The 14,272-nt window shown below is 35.2% G+C and carries 12 protein-coding genes; 6 read left to right on the top strand and 6 right to left on the bottom strand.

Annotation, left to right across the window (positions count from 1 at the left end; genetic code table 11):
* Positions 1-7 precede the first annotated feature (7 nt).
* Both pdsS and pdsR read right to left on the bottom strand, forming a co-directional pair.
* The gene (gene pdsS / locus ABXH06_RS16750) at positions 8-2,197 is read right to left on the bottom strand and encodes a proteobacterial dedicated sortase system histidine kinase (RefSeq protein ID WP_353518944.1); all 2,190 of its coding nucleotides are present in this window, start codon (positions 2,195-2,197) and stop codon (positions 8-10) included.
* Positions 2,194-2,925 (bottom strand): proteobacterial dedicated sortase system response regulator, encoded by a 732-nt coding sequence (gene pdsR / locus ABXH06_RS16745; protein WP_311584827.1) that lies wholly within the window; start codon positions 2,923-2,925, stop codon positions 2,194-2,196. Before pdsR ends, pdsS begins: the two co-directional genes overlap by 4 nt.
* A 258-nt stretch (positions 2,926-3,183) precedes the next feature.
* Between pdsR and pdsO the strand changes: the two genes are divergently transcribed.
* Both pdsO and ABXH06_RS16735 read left to right on the top strand, forming a co-directional pair.
* Positions 3,184-3,996, top strand: a complete 813-nt coding sequence (gene pdsO / locus ABXH06_RS16740; protein WP_353518943.1) for a sortase-associated OmpA-like protein PdsO — start codon at positions 3,184-3,186, stop codon at positions 3,994-3,996.
* A 420-nt stretch (positions 3,997-4,416) separates the two neighbouring features.
* Positions 4,417-5,217 (top strand): PEP-CTERM sorting domain-containing protein, encoded by an 801-nt coding sequence (locus ABXH06_RS16735; RefSeq protein WP_353518942.1) that lies wholly within the window; start codon positions 4,417-4,419, stop codon positions 5,215-5,217.
* A gap of 345 nt (positions 5,218-5,562) precedes the next feature.
* On the opposite strand, the gene uspE is transcribed toward ABXH06_RS16735, so the two are convergent.
* The 4 genes from uspE to ABXH06_RS16715 form a co-directional block, all read right to left on the bottom strand.
* Positions 5,563-6,492 (bottom strand): universal stress protein UspE, encoded by a 930-nt coding sequence (gene uspE / locus ABXH06_RS16730; protein ID WP_311584836.1) that lies wholly within the window; start codon positions 6,490-6,492, stop codon positions 5,563-5,565.
* Positions 6,493-6,682: 190 nt separating this feature from the next.
* Positions 6,683-7,402: a fumarate/nitrate reduction transcriptional regulator Fnr gene (gene fnr, locus ABXH06_RS16725; RefSeq protein ID WP_311584839.1), complete on the bottom strand. Its 720-nt coding sequence runs from the start codon at positions 7,400-7,402 to the stop codon at positions 6,683-6,685.
* Positions 7,403-7,446: 44 nt separating this feature from the next.
* Complete coding sequence (locus tag ABXH06_RS16720; protein WP_311584843.1) at positions 7,447-8,112, bottom strand: sulfite exporter TauE/SafE family protein; 666 nt, start codon at positions 8,110-8,112, stop codon at positions 7,447-7,449.
* Between the two features lie 73 nt (positions 8,113-8,185).
* On the bottom strand, positions 8,186-9,235 hold the full coding sequence (locus ABXH06_RS16715; RefSeq protein WP_353518941.1) for a M14 family metallopeptidase: 1,050 nt from the start codon (positions 9,233-9,235) through the stop codon (positions 8,186-8,188).
* 247 nt (positions 9,236-9,482) lie between these two features.
* Here ABXH06_RS16715 and ABXH06_RS16710 point away from each other — a divergent pair, with 247 nt between their 5' ends.
* The 4 genes from ABXH06_RS16710 (at position 9,483) to ABXH06_RS16695 (ending at position 14,204) form a co-directional block, all read left to right on the top strand.
* The gene (locus tag ABXH06_RS16710; protein WP_353518940.1) at positions 9,483-10,406 is read left to right on the top strand and encodes an AAA family ATPase; all 924 of its coding nucleotides are present in this window, start codon (positions 9,483-9,485) and stop codon (positions 10,404-10,406) included.
* Between the two features lie 32 nt (positions 10,407-10,438).
* Complete coding sequence (locus ABXH06_RS16705) at positions 10,439-11,428, top strand: DUF58 domain-containing protein (RefSeq protein WP_353518939.1); 990 nt, start codon at positions 10,439-10,441, stop codon at positions 11,426-11,428.
* 56 nt (positions 11,429-11,484) lie between these two features.
* Complete coding sequence (locus ABXH06_RS16700; RefSeq protein WP_353518938.1) at positions 11,485-13,560, top strand: transglutaminase TgpA family protein; 2,076 nt, start codon at positions 11,485-11,487, stop codon at positions 13,558-13,560.
* Between the two features lie 317 nt (positions 13,561-13,877).
* Positions 13,878-14,204: a DUF4870 domain-containing protein gene (locus tag ABXH06_RS16695; RefSeq protein WP_311584858.1), complete on the top strand. Its 327-nt coding sequence runs from the start codon at positions 13,878-13,880 to the stop codon at positions 14,202-14,204.
* Positions 14,205-14,272: the final 68 nt, after the last annotated feature.

Below are 14,272 nucleotides of genomic sequence, written 5' to 3'. Positions count from 1 at the left end.
TAATGGTTTAAGTTTTCACTAATGGTAAAGTGATCGTTATCGTGACACCTTTTGGGTTGTGATGATTATTAGCCTTTATTTCACCTTGATGAAACTGACAAATCAACCTTGCGATATAAAGTCCTAAACCTAAGTGTGGTCTTTTATTTTCTTCACTTAATCCATCAAGATCTTGATGGTTGTCCCTGATTGATATCATCGAGTCAAATAACCTTTCTGTCATTTCTTCAGGCAAGTAACGGCCATTATTACTAATATGTAAAATTAAAACATTCGATTTATCTTCTACCGCTAAGGTTATTTTTTTATCTTCACTAAATTCAACGGCATTACCAATTACTTTATCAAGTAGCTGAGCAATGTGCTCTGGAGAGCCCACCATCATAACGTTTTGATCGGGGAAGTTAGCTAGAAATTGATAGTTTTCATAAATTTGACGATAACCTTGTAAACAGCCGTTTAAAACCTGATAAAAATTAAACTTAGTTTTGTCGGTATTTTTTAACATTTGTTCTAATCGGGTTGCTTCACTCATATTGGTTAAAATTAAATTGAGTCGATTTAGTCCTTGTTGTGCTCGCTCAATATAAGCATTTGAATGAGAAGATTGTTGTTTTTGCAAGGTTAAATTTTCTAATGATGTTCTAACCACAGCAATCGGTGTTCTTAACTCATGAGAAAGCCGAGAAGACATGTTCTCCAGATAATGGTTATATTGACTTAATCGACTTACCGCGGTGGCAAAACTTCGTGATAGATCACCAATTTCATCGTTATTCGTTGATGCGATCATCACTTCATTAATTCTGCCGTGTTCATCAATGGCTTGCTCAGCTTGATTACGTAGGGCTCTGATCCTATTCGAGATCCTAGTTGCGAAAAAAAAGAATGCCATAATACCAAAAAGTATGATGGCTAATATGCTGGTAAATAATTTTTCCAGTGCTTGGTTTCTGACCGTGCGAATACCATTATTGGTTTCTTCAACAATAACAGCACCATGGACTTTATTACCAAAATAAATTGGATACGCTGCGGTTAAAATAACGGCTTTATTATCGCTGGAAAGTCGCCATTGAGACTGCGGAATACCTTGTAAGGCGGATTCAATATGTTTACCTGTCAGGTTTTGGGCATCATAAAGTTGATCAATAAATGCTTTCGGTGGTTGGGTTAATAATCGGTTAAATAATGGTTTCAATAAAGATTGTAACTCGGTACGCCAATCTTCTTGATTTTGATTAATTTTATTTTTTTGCCAAAGGCCATTGGCCTGTTGAATATCGCCTGCTTTGGCGAGTACGCGATGATGTTGGTCGACAACCCATACACTTGAATTGGTGTAACTCATGCCTTTAACAATACGTTCTATTTCTGGAGAGGGCACGAGTATTGTGCCTAACGAATCTTTATTGGCTGTATTCGCGCTGGCTATAATACTGTTTGTTTGTCCAAACCTCTCATCAACATCGTGAATAGCAAAGGCTAAATTATCACTAATATTTTTTAACGGGATCCGAAACTCAATATTATAACCTTGGGTCGTTTCAAGCCATTTTCCTTGGATAAACAGAGCCGGGGTTGGAGGAGTAAGATCGTCATTTTGTATTTGAAAGATATCTAACCATCCAGCTTGCTTATTTGCGACAAGATAGCGTTGAAATTTACCTTCAGGAGTTGTGAAAGCCAGCTCTAAACGGTCATTCAGATTAATACTGCGGGCGTTTTTATCACGGTAAATGACTTTATCATCGACAACGCTGACGAAAAAATACAAATACTTATCATATTTGCCAACGGCTGCTGTGTAATTATTTGAGAGCTTTTCAAGCGGTAAAGTTGCTTTGGAATCGCTATTGGTCACTTGGTTATTAACACCGTAATAATGCGATTTAGCGAGATAGTTTGGCCAATCTTGGTGACTGCCATCTAAATTTATTGGATGGTTCAGTTGATAACCATATAAATCTTTCCCTTTTTCGACACTTGGTAAAAAGCTCGCTTGGTTATTAAACAGATTGGGGCGCTCATGCAATGCCGTGGCAAGGGCGCGTGCAGTGCCAATAATGGTTTGCTCTTGACCAAACCTTAAATATTTTTCCATCTCCCACACATATTGATAGCCAAACCAAGGAATAACGACTAAAAAGGATGAAAGTAATAATAACTTACTGCGTAAACCAAACCTAAACTTCATACTTGAGAAGTTACCTTGTTATTGACACTTGTTGTGTTTCCTTGCTCCCATCGATAACCCATGCCATAAACCGTTTCAATACAGTCAAAATCTTTGTCACGAAGATTAAATTTTTTCCTGATCCGTTTAATATGTGAGGTGATTGTACTGTCATCAACATAAATTTTAGAATCTTGCATCAGTTGTTGGCGGTTTTTAACATGACCAGGAGTTTTGGCTAAGGCATAAACCATCCAAAATTCTGTTATTGTTAAATCAATTAGCTTATCTTGCCATTTTACCGTCATTCTTTGACTATCGATGGTTAAATCATTGACGGTGAGTAAATGATCTTGTTCAGTGGGTTTATTTAAAGCGTCTTCACGTCTAAATAACGCTGAAATTCTTGCGGTTAAATGAGGTAAGCTAATATCTTTGGTTAAGTAGTCATCTGCGCCAATGCGCAAACCCGACACAGTATCGACATCATTGTCACGGGCGGTTAAAAAAATAATCGGTAAAGTCACCGATAAATTTCTTAACCATTGGCATAAAGTGAAGCCGCCATCATATTCTTGTTCTAGGCCAATATCTAAAATAACTAAATGAGGTAACTTAATACTAAAGGCTTGTGTCGCTGAAGCTCTATTGGCATAAGTTTGAACTTGATAACCTTGTGCTCTAAGTACATCAGCATAGTTTTCTCTAATCGCGGCTTCATCTTCGACGATAGCAATTCTTTTTGACATTTATATATCTTTACCTAAATCGACTTGACTCAAGTTATTTGAGACGTATCTGTTTTATTGACAACGTCACTATATAAAAATTTATCAATAAATTCCTGAATTTCGTCACATTGCCATATTGTTGCCACATTTGTTTATTGCATTGCCATTATTGTGACCTTTTAATGGCATTTTTACTTGGTTTAATAAAGTCATCACAAAGAAGCGAAGACAACGCTTAAATTTTAACTTTAACTAACTATCAATAATGGTGGCATTATGAAAAATTCAACTTTAAATCAAGTGACGATAAAAAAAACTTGCTTAGCATGCTTTGTAGCAACCTCATTAATTTCAACACCCTTAATGGCAAATGATGATGTAAAAACGAGTGAATTGACTAAAGCAGAGCAACATAAACAAAACGAAAATATTGGCTTTGGAAGTGGTCTTGTATTAGGGGCTGTAGTAGCAGGGCCAGTAGGGGCTTTTGTTTCAGGGATCCTAGGTGTGTTTACAGCAAAACATATCAATGTCAGTAATGATAAAGATGAGTTAGTAGTGCAACTTTCAAAAGAACAGAATAACCATCAACTTGCCCTAGCAAATTATCAGCGAAAAATGGAGCAAATTGAACAAGAATACCAAAATGAATTACTCGCATTACAAAACAGTCAACACAATACAACACAATTACAAGCTGAAAACTTATTAATGAGTTTACAATTTTCAACTGGGTCAAGTGATATTCAACCGCATTATCAAGGTCAAATTGATTCGTTAGCGAGTTTACTCAAGCAAGCGCCTGAATTGATGATTGATTTATCAGGTTATACCGATTTACAAGGTAACGAAGCGCTTAACCATGCCTTATCAATTGCTCGAGTCAATGCGGTTAAACATGCTTTAATAGATAAAGGAATAACAGCTGAACGCATCAACTTATTTGCTTATGGAGAAGAGTCTCCGGTTGTCGCTAATAATCAGCAAGAAGTTAGTTTTTATGATCGACGCGTTGTTATCAAACTTAAAACTAGTCATGATTCAACAGGAGAGTCTTTAAAGCAACAACAAATGGTGGGAAATTATTAACGCTAATTCGAAGAATCATGGTACTAGATAGCGGTAAAGTCACAAAGAAAACCAAGACGTTATTTTAATAGCCTATTACGTCAATATAGAGCGACTATTTTTCAATAGTGGCTCTTTTTCTATGGTAAATAAATTATCTTGTATTCGACAAATTCTTTTTCATTTTGACAGTCATAACATGATTATTAACGTGTATAAAACAGCCATTAACGCTAAAAATCATTTCTGAAAATTGAATGGACGTGCTGTCGGGAAATTTTACATAAGTAAAAGCATAATAATTCCACCTTCTGTAACTTTATGATTCTTAGTGAATTACTGGGATGGCATCTTTTATGCTTTCTAATATTTTTAACGTACTTTTAGCCATACATAAATACCTTTCATTTTTGATGAGAAGGGATTAAAAGGAAAACTCAAATGAAATACAAATTTCTGAAAGGCTTAGTTACTAGCTTTGCATTGGCCATTAGTTGTACATCAAATGCAGCATTAATCTATGGTTCAGATCCCATAAGTGCAGGTACACCATTAACCGTGTTTGATACTAATACAGGCACAACTACCGTTTTAGGTTCGAGTCTTTGGAATTTAGGCTTAGCCTTTGATAATAGTAACTCACTTTTTGGGATAAATGGTACTTCTGTCTATTCAGTTGACATTAATAATGGCTCAACCTCACTTATCGGCAGTGGACTTTGGCAAGGGAGTTCAGAGTCAGCAACCTTTGATTTAAATAACAACTTGTTAAGCGCTACCAGTACTGGTTTATATAGTATCAATACCTCTAATGCGGCGACAACTTATTTAGGAGCATTTGTAGGGCATAGCTCATACGATGGAATATCAGTTGCAACAACCAATGTAGAAACTATTTTAGGAACCTTTCTTGCAGGTTCTATCTTTGCTGTTGACTCTGGTCAATTGTATGTTATTGATCCTAATACACTAGTTTCTACTTTTTTAATGTCTGCACCAGCAAGTGAAACGATCGCTTTTGATGCCAATGGGAATTTATATGCTAATGACTATACTAATGGTTATTATCTTTTAGATCTCGTCAATCAAAATCATACATTTCTAGGGGGAAGTGGACATTTTGGCTCTGCTGTATATGGCGCATACTCTCCTCAAACAGACGTTCCTGAACCTTCAACACTAGCTATTTTTGCTTTGGGCTTAATAGGGTTGGCTTTCCGTAAATTTAACCAAAAAGGTTAAATATTTACGTGGTAATGTAAAACACTGATCAATTAGATCAGTGTTTTTATTTTTAAAGACAAACAACACCATATCTAACGTTGATGTTGAGCCGTTTTGGGCTGTTATTTTAAATTGTCTCCATCAGAATCAATCAACATTAGTCTGTTAAAGTTCTTTCATCACTTTTGTTAATTAATTTTCTTGATAAATATAAAAATAAAAATAAATATTTTTACTGAAAAAATAAGCCGCTTTGCTATTTCAGCAAAACGGCCCTAGTAGATAAAACAAGCAATGTGTTACCTTGTTTGCGTATTAAACTTATTATTTAATACATTGATAAAATGGTCTTTAACATAAGCGTTAATTTGCAAGTGGTGAAACATATCCATCCGGTTTTAAGGCTAAAACATCACAGTTTAAATTATCAATTAAATGTTCAGCAGTATTCCCGATCAGGGCAGCGGATAATCCTGTTCGGCCAATAGTACCTAAGATCACTAATTCTGCATCTAATTCGTCTGCCAGCCTGACAATGATATCTTCTGGTAAACCTTCTTCCACATGGGTGTGCTCTTTACTGATTGCAAACTGTTGAGCATGCTCATCCATCGCTTCTATATGATGACTTAACATGGATTCGTTGTATTCGTTTGCATTAAATTCAGGGATCTCAATTGCGATATTAACGGGAGTGCCAGGGAAAGAGTTGACCAAATGAACATTTGCCTTGATCAATTTTGATAGATTGATCGCTTCTTCTGTGATTTTTACATTTAAAGATTGATGCTCTGCTTCAGCACTGCCTACATTGAGTGCCGCGACAATATTGCCATTCATTGGCCATAAATGATCTTTCACTAATAAAACAGGACAGGGACATTTTCTTAATATATGCCAATCAGTTGGCGTGAATATGACTGATTTTAATTTATCGTGCTGATGTGTTCCTTTAATGACTATGTCATAGCCATTATTTAATACTTCTTCAATAATGGGTTCAAAAGGTCTATTGTGCCAAATTACTTTAGTATCTATTGCAATATTATCGTGCGGTAAAACGTTAATTAACTCATTCAACCATTGAATACGATCATTAATTAATGAGTTGCGCATAGCTTCACGCTCATCGTTTGACAGCATGGTAGTCATCTCATAAGAAAAATCATATATCGAAAGGAAAGCTGTGATGGTGGCCTGAGTTTGTTTGGCTAATTCAATTGCTCTTTTTAAGGCTTTTTGATCTTCAGTGGTTGGATCTATGATTGCTAATATTTGATGATACTTTTCCATATTCGCTCCAGAATAACTCATGTTAATGATTTACTATCAGTATAGTTATATTCTTATATAACACATAGTTGAAGATTGTTTTAAATCAATAAATTGGTCGTTTTGAAGGAAAAGTTAAGCAAGCAAATACTTTGCAGATGTTTGAGATATATTTACGCAAGGCAAAAGTATGTGGGAGAGTGATGTGCTGCTATAGCGCAGCACAATCTTCAAGCTTATCGCTGTCTAAAATTGTAATAAGCTTGCCATCAACTTTAATTAAGTCATTTTTATTGAATCGATTTAATAACCGACTAATTGTTTCAACCGTTAAGCCGATATAATTGCCAATATCACTGCGAGTCATCGTCAACCTGAACTCAGTGGCTGATAATCCCCTAGCGTGATAACGGGCGCTTAAGGCACATAAAAATGTAGCAAGACGCTGCTCAGCATTCTTACGGTTCAATAAAGTTAACATTTCTTGATCATTTTTAATTTCAGAGCTCATCATACGAAGGATTTGCTTTTTAAGCTTTGGCATATGATTAGATAAATTATCTAAGGTATTATAGGGGATTTCACAAACCATTGAAGTTTCTAATGCTTTTGCAAAACTCGGATGTTCAGACTCTGCTATGGCATCAAACCCTAATAAATCTCCTGCTAAATGGAAGCCGGTAATTTGTTCTTCACCACTTTCGTTTACCGTAAACGTTTTGAAAGTGCCAGAGCGTATAGCGTATAAGGACTGCATAGTTTGACCATCTTGAAAAAGCTGCTCACCTTTATGGATAGGGCGTTTCCGGTCAATGATTTCATCAAGGGTTTCTAACTCTTTTTCATCAAGAGAATACGGTAGACAAAGTTCACTGATGCTACAATTTTGGCAATGAATATGTTGTTGTGATGCGCTTTGATTCTTGTACATATTTTCCTTAACATCTAAGTTAATTATCCACTTCGAGTATGGTATTAGAACATTTGTGTATATGCAAATTTTAGCGTCAAGATACCATAACTTATTAGTAATAACGCCATAGTTTTTCTAAAATAATTATTTTGCATTAATAGCTTTATAAAAGTAAAACCAAATGAAACCGTCAATAACGCAGGTAAAGTACCAAGCCCAAAAAACATCATGATCAAACCTCCTTTTATTGCGTTGCCGCTGGCTAAAGACCAGGTTAATGTTGAATAAACTAAACCACATGGTAACCAACCCCATAAGGTACCTAAAAGGAAAGATTTCTTTACACTCTTTATCGGAATTATCTTTTTACTTAAAGGCGATAAGTGTTGCCAAAGGTGTTTACCAATTACTTCAACTTTTGATATCCATAATAACCATTGACCAATGTATAATCCGAGCAAGATTAAAAAAATACCGGCAATAATTTTTAAAGTGACAATAGGAAATCCTAAGTGTTTAATTGCGAGTGAGCCGGTTAAACCTGCGATAGCACCTATCAAAGAATAAGAAAATATTCGCCCTACGTTATAGCTTAATATAAAGGGGGTTTTGTTTATTTGTTGCGGTAGTGCAGACGTAAGCATGGTGGTAATGCCTCCACACATCGCAATACAATGTCCACCACCTAATAAACCGATGACGAAGGCTGATAGAAAATCTAATTCCATACAAAGACAATATCTTTTACTGACAATCTTGGCAGGAGGTTAACATTATTCATCACAGGTAAAAAACAATTTATCACTTTTCAAAGGTTCCTAAAGAATGTTTAACGACATAAAATAAACAATCATTTTTGGCGATAAACTCGTTTGTTGTAGCTTTAAATATTCTCAAATGAGTTGCACAGACTAATTGATTGTCTCGTAAAGTGAAAAATTCGTCGATAACGTTTTCTTGATCTTCATTTAATAATTGTAAATTTTTTAACCCTTTTGAATCTAACCAACCTAGCATTTGACCTTGATGAGCGCCACCATAATTAAATTGCTCAATATTATCTAATAACGTCACACCAGATTCACCTTCATAGTGATGGCTATAGGTTAGTTCTACATTGTTTTTTAACGTTAACCGTAAAGGTTTACAGATTATCTCAACGGATTTTTTTTGTGGGAAATTAACGTTAGGCGGACATTCAGCGATGTTTTGTATTCCTTCAAAAGCGACTTCATGCGCTTGTTCGTCATTACTGCCTCCACACTCAATTGTTATGGTTGGACAACTAAAAGCTTGTTCAGTTAATGCGCCTATTTGTAAGCCTGATAAAATTACCGCATCGCAAAAAAATGAAGTTAACGCGATTTCTTTCATTGATAATATCGGCGATACAGCAAATGCAGGACTTGAACCCGAACAGTTATGTAAGTCAACGACGAATTCAGGGGTTACTTCTCTAATGGCTTCTTCAATGAGTCGAGCTCGAGCATAGTAACCATCATTTCGTGAAATACCAAAACAGCGATTTAGATCATTTCCATGCGCTAAAAAACGATGACTTAGTAACGGGCTGGCATTCGCGGCCTCTACTGAACAAATAATAAACCTAATATTCGTTTGCGGTTTCGGTAATTCCCCTAAGGAAGTCAACCAACGGTGAATGGCAATTAATCCTGATGGTTCATTGCCATGCAATAAAGTGACAATAACACGACATTTATCAACATGTTTACCGGCTACATCAATCACGGTTGGTACATCTAATGATAATAAAAACTGTTTAAAGTCGGCTTTAAGCGTAATTGGGTCTGGGTTATTTAAATATTCAATGTCATAAAAATCTATATTCATATGTTTTTTATTATCACTAAGTAATATCATTAACGGATTGTTTTTATTGATTAAAAGTTAATATTGTAGTTATCAACGGACACTTTGACGTGTAAAAACAATTCATTATTATGTAGAAATAACAGGCACTATTTAAGTTTCTATCATCTGCTTTGTTAACGAGCAGATAGCATGTCATACTCAAAGGTAGAACTTGTTGATTAAGGTCAATAAATTTTTATTAAACCATTTTAGTAAAAGGATATTCATGCAAGAACTCGTCATTCAAGCGTTATCACAGATTGAACGATTTGTGATCGGTAAACCTGAACAAGTCAAATTAGCACTAGCCTGTTTACTAGCAAAAGGGCATTTATTGATTGAAGATTTACCCGGTATGGGAAAAACGACTTTAGCCCATGTATTAGCGTCTTCAGTAGGGTTAAATTATCAACGAGTTCAATTTACCAGCGATTTGTTGCCTGCTGATGTTATAGGCGTGTCAATTTTCGATACAGAAAAACATACGTTTACCTTGCACAAAGGGCCTATTTTTAACCAAGTCGTTTTAGCCGATGAAATCAATCGAGCCAGCCCTAAGACACAAAGTGCGTTATTAGAAGCGATGGAAGAAAATAGTGTTAGTCTTGATGGCTGCACGCATTCTTTACCCAGACCTTTTTTTGTCATTGCAACACAAAACCCATTATTTCATGCAGGAACTTATCCCTTGCCAGAATCTCAACTAGATCGTTTTATGATGAGAATTTCATTAGGCTTCCCAGATAAAAAGGCGGAACAACAAATATTAAAATCTGCCAATATTTCGTTAAATTATGAGGAAATACATTCGATTATTTCCCTAGAAAAATTACAAACAATACAAAAACAAATCAGTAATCTTTATGTTTCAGATCCGGTTATCGATTATGTTATTGCGTTATTTGAACATTCTCGCAGTGGCCAATTAGCCGTAAATCCGTTATCACCTAGAGCAGGCAAAGCGCTGATCGCTGCAGCGAAGGCTTGGGCATTTATTGATAATCGAGATCATGTCCTTCCTGACGATATTAAATCAGTGTTTAGTGCCGTCTGTGAACATAGAATGGTTGGGCGTCAAATGACCAGTCACGAATCATTCTCAACACAAATACTGAGTACAGTTGATAGCGCATCATTTTTCAGTGATTAAAACGTTTAACTCATCATGGATGCTCATAAGCTATGTTACGTAAGTTAAGTCGATTAATTGACCAATTTCTCACTAAAAAGTTTGATACTTGGTTGAATCAACGTATGCCAAGTCAGCCTAATCATAAGCTTGCACAAAGAAATATCTTTATTTTGCCTAGCCGATTTGGTCTTGCCTTCATCTTTTTTATCGTTTTGCTTTTTATTTTAGGAACCAATTATCAAAATAACCTCATCATCCTTTTGAGTTATTTATTTACGAGTTTATTTATCACAACCATGTTTTATAGTTTTTTTAATATGGCGGGTTTACAAGTGGACGGTAATGGTATTTATTTTGGGTTTGTTGATGAAGAAATTATCATTCCTATTAATATTTCAGCTCAGCAATATAAACAATCTTTTACTTTCTCCTTTTCAGAACAAAAACCTATCTCAGTGGCTTCAATCAAAGATAAAAAAACCGTAACCATCCCTGTAAAATATAAAACTCGAGGGGAAAAACACCTTGGTCGTTTAATTATTGTTAGTGAATATCCTTTAGGTCTATTCAAATGTTGGACAAAATTAAAGTTTGATATTAGCGTGATCTGCTTTCCCAAAGTGCTTGAGTGCCAATCCTATTCTAACAACCATGTCAGCGCTCCGCTTGAAGATAATTTAGCGGTTGAAAGTAGTGTATTAACAAAAGGTGACGACTTTTATGATTTAAAGCGTTATCAACGCGGGGAGCCTTTAAGTCAAGTTGCTTGGAAACAAGTGGCTAAAAGGAATATTTGGCATACCAAGCAACATAGTGATCCTCATAGTCATGCTTTGATTTTAGATTTTAATGACATGCCAAGTTCAACAGTAGAAAATAAACTCAGTAATCTGTGCTATTTAGTGCTTCAATATCATCAAAGTGGGGTTGAATTTGGTTTATCGTTACCCGGTCAAAGTCAAGAAGCATTTATTGAAGCGGGTAGTGGACAAGCGCATGTTAATCAATGTTTAAAAGCGCTGGCAATCTATCATGCTTAATATATTTTACGACTTTAAAATGGTAAATAGTATGTTTGATCAAAAGGATACTTAGCATGTTTTCTTTTCGAAGCAATAAAAAAGCTAAAGCTAGCAACCATGCTGAAATTACTTTATCTAATGCCCTGAAGTTGCAATTGATCTTTATTCAACTACTTAATTTATCGGCATTAATGACCGAGCTGGCTTTATGGTTTATTTCATTAAGTTTATTATGTTTGCTCTGGCAACTTGCTATATCTTTGCAATATATGGCAAAACCTGCAAATTGGGTAAAAATTTTAGTCTCAATTGTTGGCTGTCTTTTATTAGTTATCTCTGCTAAACATTTAGGGCTTTTATTAGGAATGGTCCATTTATTGTGTTTGGCTTATTTACTTAAACCATTTGAACTACGCTACCGAAAGGATTTTTATCAGCTCGTTGTCCAAGGCCTTTTTATACTAGCGACGGCGTTTATATTTACACAATCAATTTACTTTACCGTGGTGATATTTTGTTTACTAATATTAAACCTAGCATGGTTATTGAATTATTTTTCTAAAGATAATCATTTAACTACTCACATCAAGCAAACAGCAAAATTGTTATTGCAAAGTTTACCTCTTGCCATCGTATTATTTATATTTATGCCAAAGCTCTCTCCTTTATGGCATGTTCCGCTGGCCAATTCTGCCAAAACCGGCTTAAGTGACGAAGTCACCATAGGTGATATTTCTCGTTTAGCTTTATCAAATGAATTAGCATTTCGAGTAGAATTTACCGAGACCACGCCAAGTTATCGACAAATGTATTGGCGGGCCATTGTCTTAGATCAATTTGACGGTACGACGTGGCGAAGGAGTAAAAAAAGTAAACAAGATCTGATTGAACCTGAACAGTCGGTTCAAAATATCGATATAAGTACACCTCAATTATCCTATCAAGTGATAGCTGAGCCTAGTTTTCAACGTTGGTTGTATGCGTTAGATGTAGCAAAATTAGAAGACGTTAAACAGAACAAAGTCGTCTTCCAATTGAAAGATCGTACGATTTTAAGTCGGGAAAAAATTGCCCAGCCTTTATCATACTCAGTGACGAGTTTGATTGGTAATCCGCCAGCATTATTATCGACCAAAGAAATTCACAATAAATATTTAGCGATTAATCCAAATACGAATCCATTACTCGTTGAGTTTGGCAAGCAGCTTAAAAGTAAATACGCTGATAACAAACAGCTGATAGAACAGGTGTTAACGACATTTCGACAAGAAAATTATCGCTATACACTTAACCCGCCGATATTAACTAATAATAGTTTGGATGAGTTTTATTTCGATACAAAAGCAGGTTTTTGTGAACATTATGCCAGTAGTTTTACCTTTCTGATGCGAGCCGCCGGCATTCCATCAAGAATGGTATTGGGGTATTTAGGCGGCCAATATAATAGCCAAGGTAATTATTTTAGTGTTTTACAAAGGGATGCGCATGCGTGGAGTGAGGTTTGGTTAGAAAACGAAGGTTGGGTTAGGGTAGATCCTACGGCTTCGGTTGAGCCAAGTCGTGTAGAACAAGGGTTTTCACAGCAACTTCTTTTAGAAAAACAATCATTATCAAATAATTTTGACGTTTATAACTACTTTTCAGGTTTTTGGTTGAGTCAATTATTACTACAATTTGAAGCGCTTGATTACCTATGGACTAAACTGGTTATAAACTTTACGCAAGAAAAACAAAGTCAGTTGTTCACTAGTTGGTTTGGAGAAAATTTTGATCTTGCTACTGTCTTGGTTATATCAGCTACATTATTCATGGTTGCTATAACTTTTTGGCTCAGGCAGTGGTGGGGTAGAATCAACACACGGGCACCACGTTGGATTTACTATTATCAACAAATTCACAAAAAATTAACTCAAATTGGATTAAAGAAAGGTCATGAACAAATAGAAAATAACTTTGTTAAACAAATTGCTGATTTTGACGTTCATCTTGCAAAAGATTATCAACAACTTATGTCAAGCTTTCAGTCAATTGCATATCAAAGAAATTCTCCTGAGAAACAAGCAAGATTAATCACACAAATGAAAACACAATTTCAGCGATTCAATAAACGCATTCACTCATCCATGATTAAAAATAAAAAAAATAGTTAAAAGGTTAAACTCAATATTTTTAATAAATGGTGTTATTAATTATGTCCAAAATGTCATTGTAAATAGAAAACATCGACCATTGTGCTAAACAACCTGTTTCTACTTCAGATTTTAATTTTCAATCAATTTTATAGATTGAATTGTTGGTAATTTATTGTTTTTATAACAAATAAATATTAATAGGATATTCTTCTTTAAAATAAATACCTTATAAATAACCTCACTTACTTTTCACAAAACCATCACATTTGTGGTCTTGCTTAGATATCTGATCGCAGCTAGATTTATAGTTAATGGAATTAATGAAGGTTGAGTTTATGTTTTCTCATTCTGATAGTCGTTTACAATATGACATGGTGAAAATCGTCTCTGTTCTTTCTTATCTGACCGTCATCGGATGGTTAATCGCGTTATGTTTATATGGCGATCATAAATCCTCTTTTGCGCGTTTTCACCTTCGACAATCGCTTGGTTTAATTCTTACAGGCGCTATGTTGGCTTTTATCCCATTAATTGGTTGGTTGCTTTGTCTTGGTGTCATAATGGCCTGGTTTTTAGGTTTATTTCATGCGATTAACGGTCAGCGCAGGTATCTACCTATTGTGGGCAAGTTTTATCAAACTCATTTTGATTTTATTCAATAAATCCAACTACTTTCTTAACGACTACTGTTATTTGAAAGTTTGAGTTTAACGCCAATTCTACTAGTGAT

Source organism: Thalassotalea sp. SU-HH00458, from assembly GCF_040362795.1.
GTDB lineage: Bacteria > Pseudomonadota > Gammaproteobacteria > Enterobacterales > Alteromonadaceae > Thalassotalea_H > Thalassotalea_H castellviae.
The sequence above is the reverse complement of the archived record's forward strand: the minus strand, read 5'-3'. Positions and strand labels throughout refer to the sequence as shown.